This window comes from Candidatus Weimeria sp. HCP3S3_B5 (assembly GCF_052064335.1).
In the GTDB taxonomy this organism is placed as follows: Bacteria; Bacillota; Clostridia; order Lachnospirales; family Lachnospiraceae; genus Weimeria.
Genome location: NZ_JBQHVU010000010.1, coordinates 63,919 through 87,364, shown reverse-complemented (window position 1 = coordinate 87,364; position 23,446 = coordinate 63,919). Strand labels below are relative to the sequence as shown.

General features: G+C 48.4%; 20 protein-coding genes and 1 tRNA gene. 3 read left to right on the top strand and 18 right to left on the bottom strand.

Annotation, left to right across the window (positions count from 1 at the left end; translation table 11 throughout):
- The first annotated feature begins 260 nt into the window (after nt 1–260).
- On the top strand, nt 261–1,910 hold the full coding sequence (locus ACTNCK_RS06540) for a recombinase family protein (protein ID WP_441081715.1): 1,650 nt from the start codon (nt 261–263) through the stop codon (nt 1,908–1,910).
- Here the strand turns inward: ACTNCK_RS06540 and ACTNCK_RS06535 are convergent.
- The 9 genes from ACTNCK_RS06535 to ACTNCK_RS06495 form a co-directional block, all read right to left on the bottom strand.
- Complete coding sequence (locus tag ACTNCK_RS06535; protein WP_441081714.1) at nt 1,807–2,784, bottom strand: CpaF family protein; 978 nt, start codon at nt 2,782–2,784, stop codon at nt 1,807–1,809. The genes ACTNCK_RS06540 and ACTNCK_RS06535 overlap by 104 nt on opposite strands.
- Nucleotides 2,768–3,769 (bottom strand): hypothetical protein, encoded by a 1,002-nt coding sequence (locus tag ACTNCK_RS06530; protein WP_441081713.1) that lies wholly within the window; start codon nt 3,767–3,769, stop codon nt 2,768–2,770. Before ACTNCK_RS06530 ends, ACTNCK_RS06535 begins: the two co-directional genes overlap by 17 nt.
- Nucleotides 3,766–4,278 (bottom strand): prepilin peptidase, encoded by a 513-nt coding sequence (locus ACTNCK_RS06525; protein ID WP_441081712.1) that lies wholly within the window; start codon nt 4,276–4,278, stop codon nt 3,766–3,768. The genes ACTNCK_RS06530 and ACTNCK_RS06525 overlap by 4 nt, the downstream gene beginning before the upstream one ends.
- Nucleotides 4,279–4,728: 450 nt before the next feature.
- The gene (locus ACTNCK_RS06520; protein ID WP_441081711.1) at nt 4,729–5,217 is read right to left on the bottom strand and encodes a flagellar protein FliS; all 489 of its coding nucleotides are present in this window, start codon (nt 5,215–5,217) and stop codon (nt 4,729–4,731) included.
- A gap of 25 nt (nt 5,218–5,242) precedes the next feature.
- Nucleotides 5,243–5,842, bottom strand: coding sequence for a recombination mediator RecR (gene recR, locus ACTNCK_RS06515; RefSeq protein ID WP_441081710.1), 600 nt, complete (start codon nt 5,840–5,842; stop codon nt 5,243–5,245).
- Nucleotides 5,842–6,186, bottom strand: coding sequence for a YbaB/EbfC family nucleoid-associated protein (locus tag ACTNCK_RS06510; protein WP_441081709.1), 345 nt, complete (start codon nt 6,184–6,186; stop codon nt 5,842–5,844). Before ACTNCK_RS06510 ends, recR begins: the two co-directional genes overlap by 1 nt.
- Nucleotides 6,186–7,790 carry a DNA polymerase III subunit gamma/tau gene (gene dnaX, locus ACTNCK_RS06505; protein WP_441081708.1) on the bottom strand — a complete coding sequence of 535 codons (1,605 nt, stop codon included), beginning with the start codon at nt 7,788–7,790 and terminating at the stop codon, nt 6,186–6,188. The genes ACTNCK_RS06510 and dnaX overlap by 1 nt, the downstream gene beginning before the upstream one ends.
- Before the next feature lie 17 nt (nt 7,791–7,807).
- Nucleotides 7,808–8,887: a 6-phosphofructokinase gene (locus ACTNCK_RS06500; protein ID WP_441081707.1), complete on the bottom strand. Its 1,080-nt coding sequence runs from the start codon at nt 8,885–8,887 to the stop codon at nt 7,808–7,810.
- A 23-nt stretch (nt 8,888–8,910) separates the two neighbouring features.
- Complete coding sequence (locus ACTNCK_RS06495; protein WP_441081706.1) at nt 8,911–10,071, bottom strand: tocopherol cyclase family protein; 1,161 nt, start codon at nt 10,069–10,071, stop codon at nt 8,911–8,913.
- A gap of 66 nt (nt 10,072–10,137) precedes the next feature.
- Between ACTNCK_RS06495 and ACTNCK_RS06490 the strand changes: the two genes are divergently transcribed.
- A tRNA-Ser gene (locus ACTNCK_RS06490) sits at nt 10,138–10,226 on the top strand.
- Nucleotides 10,227–10,253: 27 nt separating this feature from the next.
- Here the strand turns inward: ACTNCK_RS06490 and ACTNCK_RS06485 are convergent.
- From ACTNCK_RS06485 to ACTNCK_RS06450, 8 genes are all read right to left on the bottom strand, one after another.
- Nucleotides 10,254–10,757 (bottom strand): GreA/GreB family elongation factor, encoded by a 504-nt coding sequence (locus ACTNCK_RS06485; protein WP_441081705.1) that lies wholly within the window; start codon nt 10,755–10,757, stop codon nt 10,254–10,256.
- Entirely contained in the window at nt 10,757–11,206 is a 450-nt protein-coding gene (rpiB, locus tag ACTNCK_RS06480; RefSeq protein ID WP_441081704.1) for a ribose 5-phosphate isomerase B, read from the bottom strand. The genes ACTNCK_RS06485 and rpiB overlap by 1 nt, the downstream gene beginning before the upstream one ends.
- Before the next feature lie 12 nt (nt 11,207–11,218).
- Nucleotides 11,219–12,259, bottom strand: a complete 1,041-nt coding sequence (locus ACTNCK_RS06475; RefSeq protein WP_441081703.1) for an aldose epimerase family protein — start codon at nt 12,257–12,259, stop codon at nt 11,219–11,221.
- 7 nt (nt 12,260–12,266) lie between these two features.
- Complete coding sequence (locus ACTNCK_RS06470; protein WP_441081702.1) at nt 12,267–13,106, bottom strand: hypothetical protein; 840 nt, start codon at nt 13,104–13,106, stop codon at nt 12,267–12,269.
- Between the two features lie 22 nt (nt 13,107–13,128).
- Nucleotides 13,129–14,247: a DUF5711 family protein gene (locus ACTNCK_RS06465; protein ID WP_441081701.1), complete on the bottom strand. Its 1,119-nt coding sequence runs from the start codon at nt 14,245–14,247 to the stop codon at nt 13,129–13,131.
- A gap of 3 nt (nt 14,248–14,250) precedes the next feature.
- Entirely contained in the window at nt 14,251–16,164 is a 1,914-nt protein-coding gene (glgB, locus tag ACTNCK_RS06460) for a 1,4-alpha-glucan branching protein GlgB (RefSeq protein WP_441081700.1), read from the bottom strand.
- A gap of 16 nt (nt 16,165–16,180) precedes the next feature.
- Nucleotides 16,181–18,619, bottom strand: coding sequence for a hypothetical protein (locus ACTNCK_RS06455; protein ID WP_441081699.1), 2,439 nt, complete (start codon nt 18,617–18,619; stop codon nt 16,181–16,183).
- 125 nt (nt 18,620–18,744) lie between these two features.
- Entirely contained in the window at nt 18,745–20,124 is a 1,380-nt protein-coding gene (locus ACTNCK_RS06450) for an AI-2E family transporter (RefSeq protein ID WP_441081698.1), read from the bottom strand.
- Between the two features lie 181 nt (nt 20,125–20,305).
- On the opposite strand from ACTNCK_RS06450, the gene ACTNCK_RS06445 reads away from it, so the two are divergent.
- Nucleotides 20,306–20,722, top strand: coding sequence for an EamA family transporter (locus ACTNCK_RS06445; RefSeq protein ID WP_441081697.1), 417 nt, complete (start codon nt 20,306–20,308; stop codon nt 20,720–20,722).
- A gap of 105 nt (nt 20,723–20,827) precedes the next feature.
- Here ACTNCK_RS06445 and ACTNCK_RS06440 read toward each other — a convergent pair whose 3' ends face one another.
- On the bottom strand, nt 20,828–23,125 hold the full coding sequence (locus ACTNCK_RS06440) for a hydratase (RefSeq protein WP_441081696.1): 2,298 nt from the start codon (nt 23,123–23,125) through the stop codon (nt 20,828–20,830).
- Nucleotides 23,126–23,446: the final 321 nt, after the last annotated feature.

Here is a 23,446-nt window from a genome sequence, read left to right as displayed (position 1 = left end):
GTGTTGAGGTTGTTTACTAGCCATTGTGAGTTCCTCCTGGGACTATCTCTATTATAGTCTTATTCCTTGGAATAACTCACTTTAACTTGTACTATTTATATTCTAGCACCAATCGCCAACAGAGACAAATACGACCTGCTCCTTGTCCATAATCTGAATGATGTTCACTGGAGAACGGCGAACTTTTGTAAGATCCGGGAACAGCTCCAATTAGACATATATTCGCTACAAGAAGGATTTTTGAAATACAGGAGAAACTTATGAGTTACGCAGAAGAATTAAAACAAAAACTACAGATAGGATGCACAGATATGGTCCGTGCCGTCATTTATGCCAGAGTATCGACTGATAACGAAGGGCAGAAAGAATCCTGCTCCAATCAGGTAGCCCTTGCAGAAGGATATCTTGCGGATCATCCCAATGTAAAACTGATTGCTACCTATATTGATGATGGTATCTCCGGTAAAAACGACTTTACCAGACCTCAATACAACGAAATGCTTCAGCAATTATCGGAAGACGGGTTCGATCTCATCATTACCAAGGCACTTTCCCGTCTTAACCGTGATGAACTGAACTCTCTCATGCTGAACAGTCTGCTGATTGAACACGATGCAACGGTTCTTACCTTGGAAGACGGACAGATCCATGACTTCGAGGATATGAACTCCGGTCTTCTTCACAGTATTAAATACGCTATGGATGCCCAGTTCGTTAAACAGCAGAGTATCAACGGCAGAAAAACACAGGAACTCCGCTGTGAGAAGAAAGAACTCAGTGCAAAAGACTGTTCCTATGGCTATGACTGGCACCGTGAAGATAAGACTATCACCATCAATGAGGATCAAGCCGAAGTTGTCCGCAGGATTTTCGAGGACTATGTATACCGAAACGGAACTCCCTCTTCCATTCAGAAGGCATTGAAGGCTGAAGGTATCAACATCTGCGGTCGTACAGTATCCAACATCATCGAGGATGAACGATACATCGGTAAGTTTTACATCAACAAGCGTACTACTAAGCTCGGTACCGGTCGTACCAAGTCAAAGCGCATCAAACTTCCGAAGGAACAATGGGTACTCTGTGAACGTCCGGATCTTCAGATTGTAGATACAGACCTCTTTGAAATGGCGCAGAGGATTCACCATTCAAGAATAACAGTATATGAGAAACCCGACAAAAAGGCTGTTCAGGCACGTTTTCAGGGCTTGCACCTTTATGCCGGCAAAATTTTTTGCCCTGTCTGTGGCAAGCCATACCAATTTGGATATGCCGACAGAAAGAAGACGGTTCCGGTGTACCGCATTAAAAGCCATTCTGACTGTCCGAATCCTATCCGTCAGATTTATGAACATGACCTCGAAGAGATCACCAAAAAGGCGTTGAAGCAGACCATCGACCAGCAGGAAGAGGTTTGTATATCTTTGGAGAAGGTTTTAACGGAGATCGTGGAAGCATCACAGAACAGCGGGGATGAAATTGACAGACTGAAGAAGCAGAGAGCATCAAGAGAGAAACAGCTTGATAACCTCATTGACCAGCTTTCCGAAGGTGGACTCACGGAAGCAGCCAAGAACCGTATCAAAGCCAAGATTAACAATATTACGGAAGAGACGGACAGACTGACAGAGACCATAAACGATAAGGAAAACAACAAACTTGATGACTCCTATGTTACGGAGAAGCTTGCAAGCATCAGGGCTGCTATTGCAGACCTTCGGAACTTTACCAGCATCGACCGTGACAGAATCCTCAACTATATCGAAAGGATTGATATGCCACCGAACGGAGACATTGAAATACTCCTTAAATCGGGGCAGGTAATTGTAGCAAACGTAGACAGTAACAGCGATTTCTCCGATGGAGACAGTGTAGGCAAGAAGGGAATCCAAGATGGCCTGTATTGCTAGCCTGCAGCATTTCCAGTGCCTCTGCCCCTCTGCACTCTCCAACTATTATACGGTCCGGTCTCATGCGAAGGCTTGCCCTTACAAGGTCTCTTATAGTGACCTCCAGGTTTCCCTCCAGGTTCTTATCCCGGGCCTCAAGTCTTACAAGGTTGTCAAGACCGATAAGCTGAAGCTCGGCTGAGTCCTCTATCGTTATGACTCGCTCAGCCGGCGGGATAAATTCTGTAAGAGCATTAAGGAAGGTAGTCTTGCCGCTTCCTGTCCCTCCGCTGATAAAGATATTGTATCTGGCCCTTACTAAAAGCTTAAGGAAATCGACTATCTCCTGGCTTATCGATCCAAAAGACAGGAGCCGGTCCATAGTGATCGCCTCCTTGGGAAAGCGTCTTATGGTGATGATCCCCTGGCTTAGAGCTACCGGAGGCAGGATAATATTTATCCTTGAGCCATCCGGAAGTCTGGTATCGACTATTGGCGATGACTCGTTTATTATCTTGTTCTGCTCGGCCGCTATCTGCTGGATTACATCAGAGAGCTTTTCAGGTGAAGAGAACCTGAGCGGGCTTCTGTAGAGCCTCCCTGCCTTCTCAACGAAGATATTATCAGGACCGTTTACCATTATCTCTGTTATGTCAGGATCCTCAAGGAGCTCCTGAAGCACATCAAGTCTGCGAAGGGAATTGAATATCCTCTTTTCCATCGCCAGCCTCTGATGGAGCGGGATAGCATTATCATGTCCCTCGATAAGGAGCCTTTCTCTTATGTGCTCCCTTATCTCCTGGTCACTTAGGTCCCTGCTCAGATCCGCCTCCCCTATTATCTCCTCGCGGATCCTTTCAGCCAGCTGTCTGTTTTTTTCAGAGAGCTGCTCCATTTGTAAACTCCCTGCGGACAAAGCTTCCTAAGTTCCCATTCATCATAGTACTGGCCTGTGGTATGCTGCCTGCTCCTGCCTGAGCCGACATAGGCAAAAGCATCTGGGAGCATTTTTCCATAAGTCCCTCTACACTGAGCCTTCTTGTAAACTCTCTCATGCTGTGGGCATAGTACTCACCCGGCTTTCCCAGAAGCAGGATATCGTCCGCAGCATGGAGGATCTCATCCATTCCGTTTACAGACGAATCAATAAGCATTATCACCTGGTCGAACTCTGACCGTCTGATATTATCTATAAGAGCGATCCACTGATCAGGAGTCACTGCCGCAAGTGCCGAAAGTCCCTTCATAGGTGCCAGATAATAAAAGTTCTCATAGAAGCCGAGGAAATCAGTCATATTGCCGTCCGGCGAATCAAGTCCTGCTATATGATAGAGATAATCGCCCAGGTCCCTTGTAAGCTCCCTTTCGAGCAGGCGTCCAAGGATCGATATATCCTCCATATCAACAAGCAGGGTCTGTTGGCTTTCTCCGATGATCTTTGCCATAGAAAGAGAAAACGGAAGCGACAGCTCATGGTGCATCGGTGAAAAGATGACCCTCAGATGCTGAGTGGCATTCTCTCTTATCTCCCTGCCCTCCCCCTCCGGTCTGGCATTTACTGCCTTTCTCATCTGTTCTATGAATGTGCTCATATTCTGGAACTTATAGATCCTCTCATACTCGCTTTCCCCCTCGCTCTGAGAATCGCTCAGATACAGTATCCTGTCAAACTGCCGCTTCCTTTGCGGCTGCCTCCTAAGGCCATCGATGAACTCCCCTGTAAGCAGAGCAAGCGCGAAATCATTTTCCTCCCCCAGAAACCTTGCCACATCCGTATACCCGGTGACCTCATACTGGTTTCCAGTACCTATCAGATACTTTACCAGAGCATTCAGATAGCTTTGATCCGTGTCAGCTATAAGAAGTCTTATCTTCTTCATGGCAGCTCCTTTCTGAAACAAAATATGAACAGGTAGCCCAGTGAGATATAGAGTGCAAAATGCAGATATCCCTCCTGCTCAAGAGCGCTGTAGCTTACAAATCTGCGACACCTGATACAGGCTGATATGTGACTGAAGAGAAGATAAAAACGGATAAAGAGCTGTCTTTTCCACAGGGCAAAGGCCAGGGCCGCTGCTCCGGCCGCAAGCAGCGCATAAAAGGCATTCGCCCACATGAAGCCGATACCGTATACAGCTCCAATCACTGAGAACAGCTTGATATCTCCGGCGCCTACTGCCCCTGCCAGATAAAAAAAGTAGAGCATAGCTATCGTTGCCGTACCGCAAAGTAACCCCTTTACCAGTCCCCAGATTCCCTCTTCCGAGCATCTGCAAAAAGCCGCAAGCAGATATCCGAATAAGATCAGCTCATTGGGAATCCTCTGCCATTTCAGGTCACAGGCTGTAGCGCTCGCCAGATAAGCCGTCATCATTATTTCTCTGTACATGCTCCCCCTTTCTCTGCTCTCACTGCTGTGATGAAAAAGATTATAATATGTGTTCGAACGATTTGTCACTCCCTAAATTTTCGGAAAATGCGATTGTGCAAATTGCACAAAAATAAAAAAGAGGACGATAAACGTCCTCTATCTTTTATGAAACATTGTATTTATAGGGGTTTTCACTCGATCGGCCAGATATGATCTCACACCTCAAACCTCTGACCTATTTTGCTAAGGAAGTTCTCTTCGCTAGGTTCGAACTACGCCTTAGGGCTTGTTCTCACCAATCTCAGAGAACGACCTCGCTTCGGATTCGAGCTTCGCCTTTGGCTTGCTCTCATCTCGAAGCTTTCGGCCTCGAACTTCGTCTTCGACTCGTTCTCGATAATAATGTTGTCTATTCTGTACAGCAATACAATAAAATTATTGCACTATTACTATAATACCGTCAAATTCCTATACCAGATAGCCTCTGTTCGATTCATCTCCCAGCTCTGCCTCGTCTAATCCTGCCCTGCCGTAGGTCATTCCGGCTACTCTCTGTGGTAAGTTCTCCAGGCCATTCCCCCGCTTATCCTCTGACGATATCTGGTCAAAGGCAGCTCTTAACGGGGCAAGAAGCCCGAGGGCCGCTTGTGCATGGTCGAAGCTTCCGCTATATATGGTCTTTGCTATAAGCTCCCCAGCATACTGATAGATCGAGTAGAGCCTGCCACAAAGCTCCTTATCCACTGAGAAGTCCAGGTCACTCTTCAAGTGCTTAAGCACCTCAGAAGCCTTATCTAAAGCCTCCCTGCTCTCTTCGTTTCCGTGCTCACCTGCCATATAGCCTTTCCTGGCCTCTGTGACATAGTCCGAAAAGATGTCAAAAAGCGTCACTATAATCTCAGTAGGATTTGAACCTATGATCCTGTTTACATATTCCTGTTTTTTCTGTTCGGTCATACGCTTCTCCTTTTCAGAACTGAAATCACAGTTCCTTTCTGCCCTCAAGCGCCCGCAAGAGTGTTACCTCGTCTATGTACTCGAGGTCGCCTCCTACCGGGACGCCACTTGCTATCCGGCTTACCTTTATACCTGTAGGCTTTATCAGACGGCTTATATACATGGCCGTCGTCTCACCCTCCAGCGAGGCGTTCGTCGCTATTATCACTTCATTTACCTGCTCAGATGAAAGCCTTGCCATGAGTTCCTTAAGCTTTATATCATCCGGTCCTATGCCCTGCATCGGAGAGATAGCTCCATGCAGGACATGATAGACGCCGTGATACTCGCCGGTCTTCTCATAGGCTGCCAGATCCCTTGTATCCTCGACAACCATTATAGTGGAATGATCGCGCTTGGGATTCGAGCAGATGGGGCAGATGTCCTGATCGGTAAGAGTAGCGCAGACCTTGCAGTATCTGACATTTTTCCGGGCTGAAATAATCGATCCGGAAAGCTTCTCGACCTGGTCTATTGGCATTGAAAGTATGTGAAAGGCCAGTCTCTGAGCCGTCTTTTCTCCTATGCCCGGAAGCATGGAAAGTGAGGCAATAAGGTCGGATATCTGTTTAGAATAATAATCCATCAGAACGGAAGGCCCCCGCCGAGTCCTCCTGTCATACCACCGAGAGCCTTCTGGGTCTCCTCATCGACCTGCTTCATGGCCTCATTTGCAGCTGCCATGATCAGATCCTCGAGCATCTCTACATCATCCGGATCTACTGCCTCAGGATCGATATGCACCTTTGTGATCTCTCTGGATCCGCTCACCGTGATCTCAACCGCTCCTCCACCTGCTGCAGCCGTAAACTCCTTCTCTGCAAGCTCCTTCTGGCTCTGCTCCATCTGCCTCTGCATCTTCTGGGCCTGCTTCATAAGGTTTGTCATGTTGCCGGGCATTCCGCCCGGAAATCCTCCGCGTCTGGACATTATTCTTCCTCCGTTGTTATTTCCATGTCTGTTCCAAGCACCTGCTGCAGCTCCTTTGGATCGAAGCCCTGATACTGCTGGGCTGCAGGTGCCTTTTTATCGTTTAGCTTTATTATAAGCTTCACTGGTGCCTTGATTCTCTTTTCAATAGCCTTCTCAAGCTTTTCCTTTTCGTCGAGAAAGGTCTCATAGGCTCCTATCTCATCAAAATAGATGACAAGAGCACTTCCATCTCCTTCTGTGGTCACCTGATGCCCTCTGTCCCACCAGGCCTTCAGAAAGCCGAAGCTTTTGCCTGTAAACGTCCCTATTACATCATCTATCACGGCAGCCGCCCTTTTCACATCATCGGCAATCTCCTCAGGCATCCTTACCCTGTCCTCTTCTGGTATGGTCTCCTCAGGCTCTTTTCTGTCCTCGCTTAGCGGGCTGGCCCTTAGGGCCGCGCCATTCTGGATCATGCGCTCTATGTTTTCCATCCGGCTTACAAGAGCATCATTATCCTTATCCATCTCAGGGCGGCATAGCCTGATAAGCGTTATCTCGAGCAGGACCCTCTTGTCAGCAGCATTCCTCATCCTTTCTGTAAGGCCGCTCAGGATACGTATATATCTCATCAGGACGGCCGAGCCGGCCTTTGCTGCATTTTCCTGAAGGATACGGCGGTTCTCGCTGGTCAGGTCGAACCTGTCAATAAGCTCCGGAGCATTCTGGTACAGGAGCATATCCCTCAGATACCAGATCAGGTCTGATACAAAGGTGTTCAGATCCCTTCCCTCTGTCATCACATATTCTATGAGCTCTGAAATCCTGTTTACATTCTGGTCAAGTATGGCATTGAAAAGGTCCGAGAGCACCTCTGCGTCTACCGCTCCAAGCACCGAAAGGACCTTGTCGTAGTCAAGCTTCTCTCCCAGATAAAAGTTGATGCACTGGTCGAGAAGACTCAGGGCGTCTCTCATCGACCCGTCTCCGGCCTTTGCGACATACATGAGGGCATCGTCGGTTGCCTCTACACCCTCCCTGTCCACCAGCTCACGGAGTCTTTTCTGTATCGTCTCGACCGATATCCTGTGAAAGTCATACCTCTGGCATCTCGATCTGATAGTCACCGGTATCTTCTGCAGCTCAGTCGTCGCCAGGATAAAGATCACATATGACGGCGGCTCCTCAAGAGTCTTCAGGAAGGCATTGAAGGCTCCGGCACTTAACATATGGACCTCGTCGATTATATATACCTTGTATCTGCCTGCTGCCGGCGGGTATTCGACATCCTCGATTATGCTTCTGATATTCTCGACTCCGTTATTGGAAGCCGCGTCTATCTCTATCACATTCATAGATGCCTTTGACTCTATCGCCCTGCAGGTGTCACACTCTCCGCAGGGACTTCCGTCAGGAGCCGGATTCTCGCAGTTTACAGCTCTTGCAAATATCTTTGCTACTGTCGTCTTTCCTGTCCCTCTGGTCCCTGTGAAAAGATAAGCATGTCCTATCCTTCCGGCCGATATCTCATTCGACAGGGTCGTTACTATATGATCCTGTCCCTTTACCTCAGCAAAGGTCTTCGGCCTGAACTTCCTGTACAGGGCCATGTATGACATAAGCGTCCTCCCTTGGCTTAATCGCCGAAGCTGATTCCTATTCTCTTGGCCTCGGCTATCATCTTGCAGTCCGGATCGACAGTCTTTAACTTTCCGGCTACATCGGCAAGCGGCACAAGCTTTGTCTCTCCGTTTTTCATTGCGACCATATTACCGAATTTGCCTTCTACTATTGCCTTTGCGGCAGCTGATCCCAGTCTCGTGCAGAGTATCCTGTCATAAGGGCATGGGCTTCCGCCCCTTTGTGTGTGTCCCGGAACTGTCACCCTGGCCTCCGAGCCTGTGCGTTCTGTGATCATGTCTGCGATCTTGTAGGAAACTGAAGGCCATTTCTTCGCTTCCTTCGCCAGCTTCTCCTTCCTTTCCTTCTTGGAAAGGGCCGCATCAGCCTTTGAGATGGCCCCCTCTGCTACAGCAAGTATAGTAAATCCCTTGCCCTGCTGGTGTCTCTTCTGAATCGCGTCGATTATCTTATCATCCTCATAAGGTATCTCAGGGATAAGGATGATATCAGCGCCTGATGCCACTCCTGAGTAGAGAGTCAGCCAGCCTACCTTGTGTCCCATGACCTCAACGATGAAGACCCTGTTGTGTGAGGCTGCTGTCGTATGTATACAGTCTATGCAGGCCGTAGCAATGTCTACTGCCGAATAGAATCCGAATGTGATGTCGGTTCCATAGATATCATTGTCTATGGTCTTCGGCAGATGGATCACATTAAGTCCCTCCTCACGGAGCAGATTTGCTGTCTTCTGTGTTCCGTTTCCGCCAAGGATCACTATGCAGTCAAGGCCCAGCTTCCTGTAGTTTGACTTCATTGCCTCCACCTTGTCAAGACCGTTCTCATCGGGAACCCTCATCATCTTGAATGGCTGTCTCGATGAGCCGAGAATGGTTCCTCCTCTTGTCAGGATCCCTGAAAAATCGCTGCCCGTGAGCTTACGGTAGTCTCCATAAATGAGCCCCTTGTATCCATTAAGGAATCCGTAAATCTCCACATCGCCATTGCAGGACTCTTCAAGCCCCTTTACAACTCCGCGCATTGCTGCATTAAGAGCCTGGCAGTCTCCGCCGCTTGTCAGCATTCCTATCTTCATGTTGTCTCCTTTCCTCAGATCATCTATCTGCTCTTCTTATCCATGTATGAGACGTAAACATTATCACCCTTAAGTATATCTTCCTTTTCCCAGGTCCATTTATTTCTAAGAGAGATCTTCTTTCTCTCCAGAATAAGCTCTGCTTTTCCTCTGCCGGCGTAGAGGATCTTTCTTCTGTCGCCGGATGGAGTCTCAATAAGCGTCCGCTTTATTGACTGCTCGCTTATCAGTATCTTTACCCTGACCCTTGTCGTAGGTGTCTCCTCTATCATTGAAAAAAGTACCCAGTTTGACTTTTTCTTTATCTTGACCCGGTTCTGAGTCAGGGTCCATACCTTTGAGAAATTGAACTCATAGGTATCACCCTCCAGATATACTCCGCCGATCGCCTCGTCTAAAGTATCTATCGGGCCTACCTGGATCCTCATTCCCTGTCCGAATGTAAAGGCACTGTTCGAGAGCTTTCCGCGTTTCTTGCTGATCAGATCCGAGCAGCCTACAAAGGCCCACTTGTCTCCGGGGTCCTTTCCCCAGACCTTGTCCGCTATTCCATCTGAGCTGTCCGCCTCTACCTGATATTCCTCTCCATTCCACACTATAGTGCCGCTGTAGCAGGTCTTCATTCCCTCTGTATGCCAGAAGGCATTCATTATATAGGTGCTCCTTAAGGGTCCCGAGGTCGTATATCCCAGATTGAAAGCTATCCTTTTGTCGATACGCAGATCCCAGACTATCCGTCCGACATCAGGGTATCTGTCGCTGTCCTTTTCCCTGTCCTGTGGACCTACCTCTATCCTTCCCATTGTACGGGTCTCCGAAAGGAAACAATCCTCAGCGCTTATCAGAAGATCCATCTCCTCACCCGTACTTGTGGCATCCCATGTGAAATAGCGGTTTAAGACCGATCCGCCCTCTCCAAGGACCACTGCCCTTACACAGAGATACGAAGGCTTTCGTCCATCCTCTGCGAAGACCGGCTCATCCTCTGCAAGCTGAGGATTCACACAGTAGTATTCGAGCATGAAGCTCCTCTTCTCTCCGCTCGTCCGGCCAACTCCGGTAAAGCAGTGGCGCCAGGCATCAAAGCCATGCTTTGCCAGGGCTCCCTTCAGCATAAAGGAGTCTCTTTTCCTGTCTGACTTATTAAAGCTTAAATCTACAACGCTAAGCGGATTCGGGATCATTTATCCTCCTTCAGCAAATTTGCTCTTGTCAAATACTTCCTATTGTAGTAAAATATCTTTTGTTTTGGAGACGTATCGAAGTGGTCATAACGAGGCGCACTCGAAATGCGTTTGCCGCCTTTCGCGGCACAAGGGTTCGAATCCCTTCGTCTCCGCTGCACAGCCACCTCCGGGTGGCTTTTTTAGTAGGAGCTTATCTGATCATCACTTGAATCAGTGGTCTGATCGATCTTCTTTATGATCACCTTATAGGAATAGCTGTCATCTACCCTTACAGTGACCTCATCTCCCTCTTTTCTGCCTACCAGGGCCTTGCCGAGCGGAGATTCTATCGATACTCTGCCATTTAAGGCATCGCTTCTGATGCTTGTCGTGATCTTTACTGTCTCGGTCTCATCGTCCTCCGGCTCATAGATTGTGACTGTATTGTTCATCCCGACTACTCCGGCCTGTGATTCCTCGGATACTATTGTCGCATTTGCAAGCATCCTCTCCAGATATCTGATCCGGCTCTCATTCCTGTTCTTGGCGCTCTTGGCAGCATGATACTCGAAATTCTCAGAGAGATCTCCCATAGCTCTGGTCTCCTTGACCTCATCAATAAGCTTTGGTCTCATCTCCTCCTTACGCTGCCTGAGCTCCTCCTGTATCTTTTCTACATCTGTCCTTGTCAGTCTCTCGCCCATTATCTGCTGTACTTCTTTTCTATAGCTGTGATCATATCCACTCTCTCCTGATGTCTGCCGCCAAGCGGCTTTGCGGAAATAAAGGAATCCACTATATCCTTTGCGAGCTCGCTTCCTGTGATACGTGCTCCAAGGCCAAGGATATTTGCATGATTATGCTCTCTTATCAGATGAGCTGTCGTAGCATCATAGCAGGCTGCCGCCCTGATCCCCGGTACCTTGTTGGCAGAGAGTGTGATGCCTATCCCTGTACCGCAGATAAGTATGGCAAGATCACCCTTTCCTGCCACAAGCTCCTCTGCCACCTTCTGTCCTATCTCAGGATAATTCACGCTTTCTGTCGAATCAGTACCATAGTTTACCACCTCGATACCGGCATCCTCCAGATGCTTTTTTATCTCTTCCTTTAGCGCAGTGCCTGCGTGGTCATTTCCAATTAGAATCTTCATTTCTTTTCCTCATCATTCTGTCAGGAGCCTGTAGACCGTCCTGGTATGAAACGGTCTGTCCGCTTCAACAAGCGGCTGTTCAAACGTCTTCACATTTACAGCATTCGGGAAAAACTGTGTCTCGAATGCTACGCCTCCGCGTCTAGGATATATTTTACCACATTTTCCGAGATCCTGCCCGCTAATATAATTTCCTGTATAAAGCTGCATCCCCGGAAGATCTGTATACACAATTACTTCTATTGAGTCGTCTGCTGCCCTTGCTCTGGCTGCCTCATATACCATTTTCCCATCGTGATCATATTCAGGAGCATGTAGATCCGGCGTTTTCTCAAGAACATAATTATGATCATAGCCTCCTGCCTGCTGAAGGGCCTCGTAATCCTCATCTATCCTCTCTCCGAGCCTATGAAAGTCACGAAAGTCCATCGGCGTACCTGTCACGTCTACAAGGCTGCCGTCCGGTATGGAATCTGCGTCCGTATGGGTGAACTGATCCGCATGGATCATTACCCTTGTATCAAGGATATCGCCCATTCCCTCGCCCCTCAGATTGAAATAGCTGTGGTTGGTCGGAGCAAATACGCTCTTTTGGTCGCAGATGCAGCTGTAATCAATAATTAGCGCCTGGTCCCTTATGGTATAAGTGACAGTGATATCCATATTGCCCGGAAATCCCAGATCCCCATCAGGGCTTTTTATCGAAAAGCTTACATGATCGTCCGAGGAGTCCATAATCTCCCATCGCCTTCTCTGAAGTGATCCGTTTCCGCTGTGAAGGGTATTTTTCCCTCTGTCATTTTTCTGAAGGTGAAATTCCTGACCGTCTATAGAAAATCCCCCTCCGCCTATCCTGTTGGCATATCTGGCAATGGTGCAGCCATAGTTTGGATCATTGTCCTGATAATCGCAAAGGTTCTTATAGCCAAGGACTATATCTCTCCTGCCCTCCTTCGTATCCACATACAGGGCGAGAATGTTGGCTCCGTAATCCATTACCTTAGCCGAAAGCGCGCCTCCCCTTATCTCAGCTATCCTCATCTCTTCATCCATAGTACTCCTATCTGCTTATCAGAAATCCAAGCGGATTGTTAATATAAAGCGCATCAAGGAAGCCGCTTGAATTTATCATATCAAGAAGCTTCTGTCCCTGCGATGTGATCGAAAAGCAGCTGACCAGATCCATAAAGATCCATACAAGGATCAGGGCTACTACCATACCCCAGATGCCTCCGAAGAATCTCGATATGCCTCCTACCACCGGCATATCTCCAGCTATCTGTGCTATAAGCGCTACTATCCTTGTGAGTATCAGGGCAATGATAAGGGCTGTGATCAGAGCGACTCCCCTTACCATAAGCTTCGCTATAGGTTCTGATACGTCCTTTATTATGGTATCGTTGGCTCCACTCAGTTTGCTCTCGCTGTCTGCTGATATATTATTGACTATTTCCGCTGCCGCATTGGTCGCTGTATCTACTGCCCTTGAGACTATACCTGTCACGGTCTCTGGCAGAGGGATATGGAGCTCTGAGAGAAAATCCTTCATGCTCTCAGAATCTCCGAGATCAGTCTTTGCCTTCCTGTTCTGACCGACCGTCTCACTGTCCTGATCCTGATCATCGTTTCCATTTTCAATAGCCTCGTTGATCTTGTCGATCGACTTGTTTTCCTTTCTTATAAGGCCGTCAGATACATTGGCTGAGACAAGATCATACATCTTGTCATAAACCGGTCCCTTCATATATGCCTTTTCGATGACAGGCGTCACCGCATACATCACTACAAGGATAATTACCCATGACAGAACTCCGGCAAGAATTCCGAACAGGCCCCTGGCCCAGCCTATTGCAAATCCTGCGAAAAGCAGGATCGCTGTTATTATCAGTAACAGATTCAAATTATTTCCTCTTATTATATCCTTAGCTTAACTTTATTATCTGTGTAGAATCCCGCTGCACCAGGAAGAACTCCCTTAGAGTCTCTCCTGGAATGAAGGCCTCCACCTGATCCGGAAATCTATATGTGAACCATTTCCTTCCTGTCCTTGTGAAAATGTCCACCTGTCTTCCGCTCTTTATCATCACTCTCCCGTCATCCAGGAAAAATACCCTCTCATATGAGGAAAGAAGATTCCTCCTGAATTCCTCCTTACCATTGTCAGAATATACTGTAATGACGCCCTTATCGCTCTTGTCCCTCCTGATAAGCGCAAAGCCTGTTTTCCCGGCCGCCACAGCTGCTATATTGTATCCGGCCTTTACATAATCCTCTTCCTTTATTTGCCTGCCAGCCGAATATATCCTGACACCGCTGCCTGTAAAGGCACATGCCCTTCCGTCGGAAAAGTATGCGACCTCAGGACATACGGTATCCTTATATTTGAAGCTGGCCATGATATTATCCTTCTGCCTGTCGCCATCTTCAGAAAAATCATAGATATTTACCCTGGTCGCAAGTCTTCCGTCAGCCGGATACTCGAATGAGACTATAAGTCTCTTGCCATCGTCTGATATGGCAAGTGACATAGGATATCCGGTCTGATCCAGATGGACCTGGCCGGATCCGGCCTGCTTTCCCTGATCATTATAGAGGCTTATGTATCCTGTCTCCCCGTCCTGGGAAAGCACTGCAACCGTCCCGTCTGCCGAGACTGCTGCATCCACTATTGTATGATTGGTAGATACATTCCACAGCTCCTTCTCTTCCGACATGGCGACAAGAGTGCTGCCCTGCCTGTCATAGACTATCAGCCTGCTTCCATTAGTCACTGCGACCGGAGAGAGCATATTGTAGGCCTCATTCCAGACCGTCGCTCCTGTCTTTTCATAGTGGACCGCCCCATCACGGGAATAGGCAAGTATCCCATCAGCAAACGGAAGGAAATTAAGTCCGGACGTACCCTCTATCCGGAAGCTGTCCTCGATTTCATAGGAATCATAGGCGCGGAACCTGCTTACGCCCGCTAGTATTATGACAAGGGCTATAAGTGAGGCGGATACGACTCCTATCAGTATTGTATTCTTTTTCTTTATGTCCATCCTTTAATAGTCAAAGCTGAAGAGTGCTGCCCCGAATCCCGCCAGCGGATATCCTATCGAATAATCCCTGCCGTCACATGGCTTCTTCTCCGGTATATAGTTCTTCTTTTTCCTGATATTCTCCTTTTGCTGACCGTAGAACTCACTATCCTCGCTGTCAAGCACCAGAGTATGAGCCTTCCGTGAGACTACCCCTACCCTGTAATCAGCATATTCCACAGGAGTCATGTTTACTACGAAAAGGATATTCCTCTTTCCGTCCTTGCTCTTGCGGACAAAGCTGAATATGCTGCGGTAACTATCGTTGGCATTTATCCACTCGAAGCCGTTCCAGTTGATATCCTGCTCCCAGAGTGAAGGATATTTCCTGTATACATGCAGAAGTGCTCTGACCCAGTTCTGTATGCCCAGGTGAAGCGGATTCTCAAGCTCATACCATGACAGTTCCCGGTTCTCATCCCACTCATGGGTCTGGGCGAATTCCTGTCCCATGAAAAGGAGCTTCTTGCCCGGATGACACATCATGTAGGCATAGCCTGCCTTAAGATTCTTGAATTTCTCCTGCTCATCGCCAGGCATCTTGTTGATCATCGAGTTCTTCAGATGAACCACCTCGTCGTGCGAGATCACCAGTATGTACTTCTCATACTCATTGTAGCTCATCGCGAAGGTCATCTTATTATGGTTGTCCTTGCGGAAATATGGATCAAGCTGCATATAGTCGAGGAAGTCATGCATCCAGCCCATATTCCACTTATAGGAAAATCCCAGTCCGTCGTGATCCACATCTGTAGTCACCTTAGGCCAGGCTGTAGACTCCTCTGCTATCATCACAAAGCCCTTGTACCTTCCGGTCATCAGGGAGTTGATATGCTTGAAAAAGGCTATGGCCTCAAGGTTTTCATTACCGCCGTATTTATTAGGGATCCAGGCTCCTGCCTGCTTGCCATAGTCGAGATAGAGCATAGACGCGACTGCGTCTACCCTGAGGCCATCTATATGGTAGGTCTCTGCCCAGTTGATTGCCGAGCCTATAAGGAAATTCTTCACCTCTGTCCGGCCGTAGTCAAAGATCTTTGTGCCCCAGTCAGGATGCTCTCCCTTCCTCGGGTCCTGGTACTCATAGAGAGGCTCTCCATCGAAATCCGCGAGCCCGTAATCATCCTTAGGGAAATGCGCCGGCACCCAGTCCAGAATCACTCCTATATTTTTCTTATGGAATGCATTGACAAGGTACATGAAATCCTGAGGTGTCCCGTATCTGCTGGTCGGGGCATAGTAGCCGGTCACCTGGTATCCCCAGGAGCCGTCATATGGATACTCGGAAATGCCCATAAGCTCCACATGGGTGTAGCCCATCTCAGTCACATAGTCTACCAGACGGTCCGCTAACTCCCTGTAGGAATAGAAGCCCTCGTCTCCGGTCCCCGGATGTCTCATCCATGAACCCGGATGAACCTCGTAGATAGACATAGGGTTCTCATAATAAGGCTCGCTGTTCTCTCTTTTCTTCATCCATGCCCTGTCAGTCCAGGCGAAGCCGCCTGTCTCCCAGAGTATGGATGCTGTCCCAGGCCTCTTCTCCGCATACTCTGCATAAGGATCTGCCTTATAGTGCTTCCCTCCGTCCGAGCCGTCGATCAGATATTTGTACATCTGTCCCTTTTCGGCCCCCGGTATGAAGCATTCCCAGACTCCGACCTCCTCTGACGAGACCATCTCCATAGGTGAGGCGCCCTCGTCCCAGCCGTTAAACTCTCCTATCACATGTACCATCCTCGCATGAGGAGCCCAGAGGTCAAAGTAGTATCCCTTCTTACCATCCTTTGTCCCCTTGTGTGATCCAAGCTTCCTGAAGATATCGTAATGTGTACCCTGGCCGAACAGATACGAATCAAGATCTGTGAAATGACTCATTTCCCTTCCTCCTTATCTAAAAATCTATTATATCCTTTTCCCTTAGCATCGGTCTTCCGTCCCCGTCTGTCATCCTTGTCGAGAAACGTCCGAAGAAGCCGGTGCTTCGTTTCTTAAATCTGGATACTGCCTCATCGATCATATCCTTTACATCGGCGAGGCCTACCTCCCTGTCACCGCTCTGCATAATAGCTATCCTGTCATAGAGCGCAAGGATCGCCATATCCTCCATTGAATATCCGCACTCGAGCACATAGACCTTGGCGAAATTCACAAGCTCATCAAGCGTCATCACCGGTATCTCTATGTGCTGGGTGAAATATTTCCAGAGCTTTGGAGATCTGGCGGCCAGCTTTTCCATATTGTCACGAGAATCCTCAAGGATGAACAGGGTTCCTGTCTTATCGTTGTCTATCAGCAGGGAAAGCGATACGGCTGTCTCATTCTTCATTCCGCCGGCCTTCTCTATCATCAGGCTTCCACCCTTTACCCTTGAAAGGATTCTGTGCAGATCCTTGGAATTCATGCTCTCTCCGGAGATCCTTCCGGCCTCTCCCTTGAGATGCCCTGTGGATTTCTGCACGAGCTGAACCATCCTGCTGGCAAGCGTCGTCTTGCCGCAGCCATCACCTCCGGAAATAGTGATATTACCCGACCGCATATTACCATCGGAATCACTCTTGATACGCAGTGTCGCAAGCGCCGGAAGCAGCTGATCCTTCATGCCGTGGATCTGTGTAAAGTAGGTCAGGACATCCTTTTCCTCCTGAGAGAAATCCTCCTCCACCTTCACCTCATCACGGGCTGTATTCTCTATTGCATCAGCAAGTCCCGAGAGATCAATACCGTGTCTAAGCTGAGTCCTGTGTCCGCTTATATCCAAAAGATTCCTTGTCGGCTCAAAGTCCTTCTCGTCAGCCTGTCGAGTCATATCCTCTGGCTTTGCTGCCTGCCCGGAAGGCTCGATCTTCTCCTCTGGCTCTGCCTTCCCGGCGGAAGCTGCCTCAGGCTCCACGGCCTTATCCTTTGACTGTTCCTTCTCATCTGTCTCAGGAGTCTGTTCTGCAGGCCTTTTATCTGTCTCAGGAGTCTGCTCTGCAGGCCTCTCATCTGGCCTGGCCGGCTTTTCTTCCGCTGTCTCTTCGGGAGCCTCCTTTGCCTCTGTCGTCTTACCTGCATCAGCCATTGAATCGATATTATGCTGAAGGAGGTCGTTTACGCCTGCCATTATACTGTCAGGATCCTTCCTCTCCTCTTTCAGATACTCGTTCTTCAGGATCTGCTCTGGTGCTACTCCAGCCTCAAGCTGAGGAGAAATATCTACAAGCCTGTCCATGATCTGGTTGGCCTCGCGAAGGGCTGCCTCCTTGGCCTTATCGAGTTCCTTGCGTCTGGCTTCATTAAGAGCTGCCTCCATGGCTCTGGCCCTTCTGCCCCAGTCCTCCAGCACATCATCTATAGTGAGCTGTCCCTCGATCTGATCATCATCTGCATGTGCCGTCAGATTAAGAGCCATCTGTCCGTCATATTCCTCCGCCAGATACTGCTGGTAGGCATCCTCTATAGGCGTCTCTGACTCCTCCTTCTCCTCCTCGCCAGACTTCTTATGCTTGTCAAGGGCACTCTCGCCTGCTGTCACATATGGTATATCTCCGACAAGGTCCATGATATTGTCCATATTTGCAGAGACCTCACCCTTCTCTGTAGCAAGCATGATCTCCTCTATATTCTTCCTGATCTCTGCCTGAAGGTTTACCGTATCAAAGGAATCAGGTGTCTGCTCGACCTTAGGGATGGTGATGGTATCCGATCTCTCTTCATTCCTGCCCGGAAGGCGCTCGGTACTGGTAAGCCTTCTGTACTGGTCCTCCTGATCCTTTGAAAGGGGCTTATAGAGCATCTTCATCTCGAGAGCCTTCTCGACATATGCTCCCTCGCCAAACCAGAGGGCTATCTGATCGCATATCTCCACGCAGCGCTTCTCATCCCCGGCCTTCCTGTAGAGACAGGCCAGCTCAAAGGCCCATTTGTCTATGAAGTCCTCCTTGCAGAGCTCCTCCAGTATGGAAATAAGCTCTGCAACTTCCGCTCCCTGTGCCTTCCTTATAGTATACTGGATCACATAACGAAGTCCGTCATGCGGAGCCAGATCCACGAACTCATGATAGTATCCCTCCGCCTCACCGAACTCCCCCAGCTTCACCGACAGAAGAGCAAGCTTATATATTGTCATCCTGGCCATAGGAGATTTCTCATGCGCTATCTCCAGTATCTCCCTTGCCTTTTCCGTCTCTCCGGCCATATCGCAGACATCGCTGGAGCGCAGCAGGACATTGATATTCCTGATCCTGCGGAAATCCAGATCTGAAATAGCTTCCACCGCGCCATTCAGATCTCCCTGACGCACCAGATTCTCCATCTGGTCCATCTTTATCTTGTACTCTGTCTTCTCCAATTTGTTACCTCAAATAATGGGTTTTTGCTTATCTTTTACAAAAAAACCGCTCACTATATAGTACCATAGCGAACGGTTGATGTCAAAGAAACAAGTGGGCTAAAAGGCTCTTTATCACCTGTCTGTCATTTCTTTTTTCTTATACGAAATCCTTTCAGCGCCTGATTGTGATGCCGCTTTTCCTCTGTCTTCATTATAGCCTTCCCGGTCGCCGTATCGATCCGGTCAAGGCTTCCATAATCCTCTGCCGCAACCGGCATTCCACGCTTTCTCAGGAAATGGTCTGATATCCTCCTTATGATCCAGAGGACAAGTGATACCATAGGAACTCCGATTATCATTCCCGGTACTCCGAACAGGCCTCCTCCCACTACTATGGCAAACACTACCCAGAAAGGCGATACTCCTGTCGAATCCCCGAGGATCTTTGGCCCAAGGAAATTGCCGTCGAACTGCTGGAGGATTATCACGAAGATCAGGAAATAGATCCCCTGCATAGGGTTATTCACAAATATAAGTGTAACCGTAGGTATCGCACCAATATACGGTCCGAAGATAGGTATGATGTTCGTGACTCCTATGATAACCGAGCAGACGACCGCATAAGGGAAGCCGAATATCAGCATGAAGAAGTAGCAGATGATCCCTATGATTATAGAATCTATTATCTTTCCTACTATAAATCCGTAGAAGATATCGTCTGCCTTTCTGGCGGTCTCGATCACATAGTTTGCTGTCTTTGAAGGAAAGATCACATATATGATCTTTTTGGTCCATGACTTGAATGACTCCTTGTCGATCAGCACATAGGCGCAGACGAAGATACCGATGACCAGATTCACGATCACCTTTCCTACGCTCATACCCCATCTGGTAAGGGTAGATACCATCTGATTCTGGCTCTCAAGGTTGAAATATTTGCGAATGAATTCCACCAGCTTGTCTATCGAATTATCGATATTCTTATTATCCCTTGCAGAATCCATCACATCCTTGAAACGGTAGGAGGTGATCTTATCCGCCCAGTCTATGACGCCGCGAACCTTTTCATGGATATTATTCACAAGCTCATTCAGTGTCGAAACAAACTGTGGCACTACTAGTCCGATAAATGCAATGACTGCCACAACGATCACCAGTATGGCAAGCACCGACGAAAGTATCCTTATCCATTTTACCGGGCCTCCATCCCGAGGCAGACTTCTAGGCTTCTTTCGCCGCTTCGCCGCCGCATCCGCAGCCCCGTTTATGATCCTGTAGAAAAACTTCATTATAGGATTAGTAAGATAAGCCATCACCAGACCGAATACTATAGGCTGGAAGACCTTCTTTATCACTCCCCATCCACTCGACAGGCTTCCCCATCTCTTTATCAGGAAATAAAACGCGATAAGGGCAAGTCCTGCGATAAGTATCCTCTTTGTGATAACTCTTATCCTCGCATTATCCTCCTGCGAAAGATATTCGCAGTCACGCTTCTTTCTCTGTGAACTATCATCAGGCATATATAATCTCCTTTGGGTCACGTTTGATTTTTGGTTTTCTATCATTGTGACATAATTCGCCAAAAGCTGCAAGGTCATTTTCTCTTGAAGAAGCCAGATTTCAAATGTATAATAGTCAGGAAACAAAGAAGTAACTATAACATTACTCAGGCCCTGGTGCCTGAATTCAAAACCCAAAACTATGGAATGGCTGTTTTTCGCAATCGGCTCCGCTGTATTCGCGGCGCTTACTTCAATTCTCGCAAAGATCGGTATAGCAGGAGTAGATTCTAATCTTGCTACCGCAATAAGAACCTGCGTGGTCCTGGCAATGGCCTGGGGCATGGTATTCATCACCCATACCGGCAAGGGGATTGCCAGCATCAGCAGCAAAAGCTGGGTCTTTCTGATCACCTCCGGCCTGGCGACCGGCGCCTCCTGGCTGTGCTATTACCGTGCCCTGCAGGTCGGTCAGGCCTCTAAGGTCGTCCCGGTCGATAAGATGAGTACAGTGATCACGATAATCCTCGCCTTCATCTTTCTTCACGAGGACTTCTCCTTCAAGTCCCTGATCGGTATAATCCTGCTTACAGCAGGGACTCTTGTCATGGTTTTGTAGAATCCTTTACCTGTCCTTTTATAAAACATTCCATCAAAAAAGCAGCAGGGAAACCATTTCAGTTTCACCTGCCGCTCTAGGCCCTGGGCCCTAAACCCTGGCCCCTCACATATCCTTCTGCGCCCTGTAATAATTGATCAGACAGCCATCCTCGATGATCTCTCTCTCATCATCGGTAAGCTCTCCCATAGTCAGCGTAAACGGAGTCAGCCCTCCATCCTTTACGACATAGGCCTCGATCTCGGTCTTCTTTTCCTTGATTGCGTCTGTAATATCAGGGATAAAGATGTAGTCACCCAGTGCAAATGGCAGATCTCCAGCCGGGATCGTAAACGGAAGCATTCCCCAGTTGATAAGGTTGCTTCTGTATCTCTTTGTCGCATATTCATTGGCAATATTGGCCCAGCCACCGAGTACCTTCTGGCAGCTGGCAGCCTGCTCTCTGGCGGAACCATCCCCCGGCTTTACAGCAAATATCGTGCTCCCTACGCCGACATTATGTCTGTTTACATCCGAAAACCTGGTGTGGATAGCGTTCATCACATCGTGGAAGCCCTCATCTGCTTCTCCCGGACAGGTATCAGCCTCAATGGCCTTCTCGATCTTCTGGACCTCCTTTGCTCTGCCCACATATCCTGGATCCTTTCTCGAAAGGGCAAACTCTGCGAGTGCGAGAGGATTGGACCTGTAGGATGATGTCTCTCCTGATGGGATCAGCTCATCTGTCGTGGTCACAGGATCATGGATCTCCGAAACGACCTTTAAGATCAGATTCTGAGGAAGAGCGACCATAGGCGGCCAGTCCTTGATATTCGGTCCGAACTTCACCTCTACAGAAGGATCAGCCTTGCCATGGCTGTCAAATACACGGTTCTTGTAGATCTCTGCGTCAAAATAATATGCAGGCTTGGTGAAGTCGACTCCATCAAGCTCGTCTGCTCCTGTAAGGAAGCCCTTGTTCGCTGCGGTTGCAGCGATTGATCTGGCATCCATAAGCGCAACTGATGCTATCTGACCGTTCTGGATCTTTGAGCCCTCTCTGTTAGGGAAATTCCTTGTAGAATGTCTTATCGAGAAGCCCTGGTTGGCAGGAGTATCTCCTGCTCCGAAGCAAGGTCCGCAGAAGGCAGTCTTTACTATGGCACCTGTAGCAAGAAGGTCAGCCACCGCACCGTTCTTTACCAGCTGCATAAAGATAGGAGTCGATGCAGGATATACACTTAATGTGAAATCATCATCACCGATCGAGGTTCCTCTTAATATATCAGCTGCATCGCAGATATTCTCATATCCGCCTCCGGCACAGCCTGCAATGATACCCTGATCGACATAGAGCCTTCCATCTATTACCTTTTCCTTGAGCTTAAGCTCTGCCTTTTCGCCAAGAGAAACCTTTGCTCTCTTCTCTGTCTCCTCGAGAATATCCATCAGATTCTCCTTGAGCTCTGCAATCGTATATGTATTCGATGGATGGAAAGGCATGGCGATCATTGGTCTGATCTGTGAAAGATCTATCTCGACACAGCCATCGTAGTATGCGAGATCTGCAGGGTGGAGCGGCTTGTAATCATCCTCCCTGCCATGGATCTGGTAAAACTCCTTTGTCCTGTCATCACATTCCCAGATGGACGAAAGACAGGTCGTCTCTGTCGTCATGACGTCGATTCCGATACGGTAGTCTACCGACAGATTCTTTATTCCAGGGCCAACGAACTCCATGACCTTATTCTTCACATAGCCCTTCTTGAAGACCTCGCCAATTATGGCTAGAGCTATATCCTGAGGTCCTACTCCCTTCACAGGAGCTCCGCTCAGGTAAATAGCCACGACCTCCGGCATGTTGATATCATAGGTCTTGCCAAGGAGCTGCTTTACAAGCTCAGGGCCGCCCTCGCCCATAGCCATGGTTCCTAAGGCTCCATATCTGGTATGTGAATCTGAACCCAGGATCATATTTCCGCTGCAGGCAAGCATCTCACGGGCGAACTGATGGATGACAGCCTGATGAGGTGGTACATACATACCACCGTATCTCTTGGCACATGAAAGGCCAAACATATGATCGTCCTCATTTATAGTGCCGCCAACCGCGCAGAGGCTGTTATGGCAGTTTGTAAGGACATAAGGCACAGGAAACCTTGTAAGTCCTGAGGCTCTTGCTGTCTGAATGATCCCTACATATGTGATGTCATGGCTCGTGAGCTTGTCGAACTTGATCTGAAGCTCCTTCATATTGCCTGATGTATTATGGTTCTTCAGGATTCCATAGGCCATTGTACCGCAGGCCGCCTTCTGTCTGTCTGCACTCTTTCCGACAGAAGCAAGCCTTGCTTCTGCCTCGCCATCATCCGCGATCAGGTCCCTGCCCTCAGACAGAAACACGCCAGTCTTATAAAGTTTCATTGATTCCTCCAATTCAAATAATCATCCAGGTTTAGGCTTCGCCTACAAGGAAGTTCTTTTCGCTAAATTCGAGCTTCGCCTGTTTGCTAAGGAAGTTCTCTTCGCTAGGTTCGACCTTCGCTTATCAGCTAAGGAAGTTCTTTTCGCTAAATTCGAGCTTCGCCTGTTTGCTAAGGAAGTTCTCTTCGCTAGGTTCGACCTTCGCTTATCAGCTCGGTCTCACCAATCTCAGAGAACGACCTCGCTTCGGATTCGAGCTTCGCCTTTGGCTTGCTCTTATCTCGAAGCTTTCGGCCTCGAGCTTCGCTTTCAGCTTGCTCT

Excerpts from the sequence above, each read along its gene's own strand:
- ACTNCK_RS06450 (WP_441081698.1), bottom strand. The coding sequence starts at position 20,124 with ATGCCTGATGATAGTTCACAGAGAAAGAAGCGTGACTGCGAATATCTT.
- glgB (WP_441081700.1), bottom strand. The coding sequence starts at position 16,164 with ATGAGTCATTTCACAGATCTTGATTCGTATCTGTTCGGCCAGGGTACA.
- recR (WP_441081710.1), bottom strand. The coding sequence starts at position 5,842 with ATGGATTATTATTCTAAACAGATATCCGACCTTATTGCCTCACTTTCC.
- ACTNCK_RS06525 (WP_441081712.1), bottom strand. The coding sequence starts at position 4,278 with ATGTACAGAGAAATAATGATGACGGCTTATCTGGCGAGCGCTACAGCC.
- ACTNCK_RS06510 (WP_441081709.1), bottom strand. The coding sequence starts at position 6,186 with ATGTCCAGACGCGGAGGATTTCCGGGCGGAATGCCCGGCAACATGACA.
- ACTNCK_RS06440 (WP_441081696.1), bottom strand. The coding sequence starts at position 23,125 with ATGAAACTTTATAAGACTGGCGTGTTTCTGTCTGAGGGCAGGGACCTG.
- ACTNCK_RS06465 (WP_441081701.1), bottom strand. The coding sequence starts at position 14,247 with ATGGACATAAAGAAAAAGAATACAATACTGATAGGAGTCGTATCCGCC.
- ACTNCK_RS06540 (WP_441081715.1), top strand. The coding sequence starts at position 261 with ATGAGTTACGCAGAAGAATTAAAACAAAAACTACAGATAGGATGCACA.
- ACTNCK_RS06530 (WP_441081713.1), bottom strand. The coding sequence starts at position 3,769 with ATGAAGAAGATAAGACTTCTTATAGCTGACACGGATCAAAGCTATCTG.
- ACTNCK_RS06495 (WP_441081706.1), bottom strand. The coding sequence starts at position 10,071 with ATGATCCCGAATCCGCTTAGCGTTGTAGATTTAAGCTTTAATAAGTCA.
- dnaX (WP_441081708.1), bottom strand. The coding sequence starts at position 7,790 with ATGTCATACATGGCCCTGTACAGGAAGTTCAGGCCGAAGACCTTTGCT.
- ACTNCK_RS06535 (WP_441081714.1), bottom strand. The coding sequence starts at position 2,784 with ATGGAGCAGCTCTCTGAAAAAAACAGACAGCTGGCTGAAAGGATCCGC.
- ACTNCK_RS06445 (WP_441081697.1), top strand. The coding sequence starts at position 20,306 with ATGGAATGGCTGTTTTTCGCAATCGGCTCCGCTGTATTCGCGGCGCTT.
- ACTNCK_RS06485 (WP_441081705.1), bottom strand. The coding sequence starts at position 10,757 with ATGGGCGAGAGACTGACAAGGACAGATGTAGAAAAGATACAGGAGGAG.
- ACTNCK_RS06520 (WP_441081711.1), bottom strand. The coding sequence starts at position 5,217 with ATGACCGAACAGAAAAAACAGGAATATGTAAACAGGATCATAGGTTCA.
- ACTNCK_RS06475 (WP_441081703.1), bottom strand. The coding sequence starts at position 12,259 with ATGGATGAAGAGATGAGGATAGCTGAGATAAGGGGAGGCGCGCTTTCG.
- rpiB (WP_441081704.1), bottom strand. The coding sequence starts at position 11,206 with ATGAAGATTCTAATTGGAAATGACCACGCAGGCACTGCGCTAAAGGAA.
- ACTNCK_RS06500 (WP_441081707.1), bottom strand. The coding sequence starts at position 8,887 with ATGAAGATAGGAATGCTGACAAGCGGCGGAGACTGCCAGGCTCTTAAT.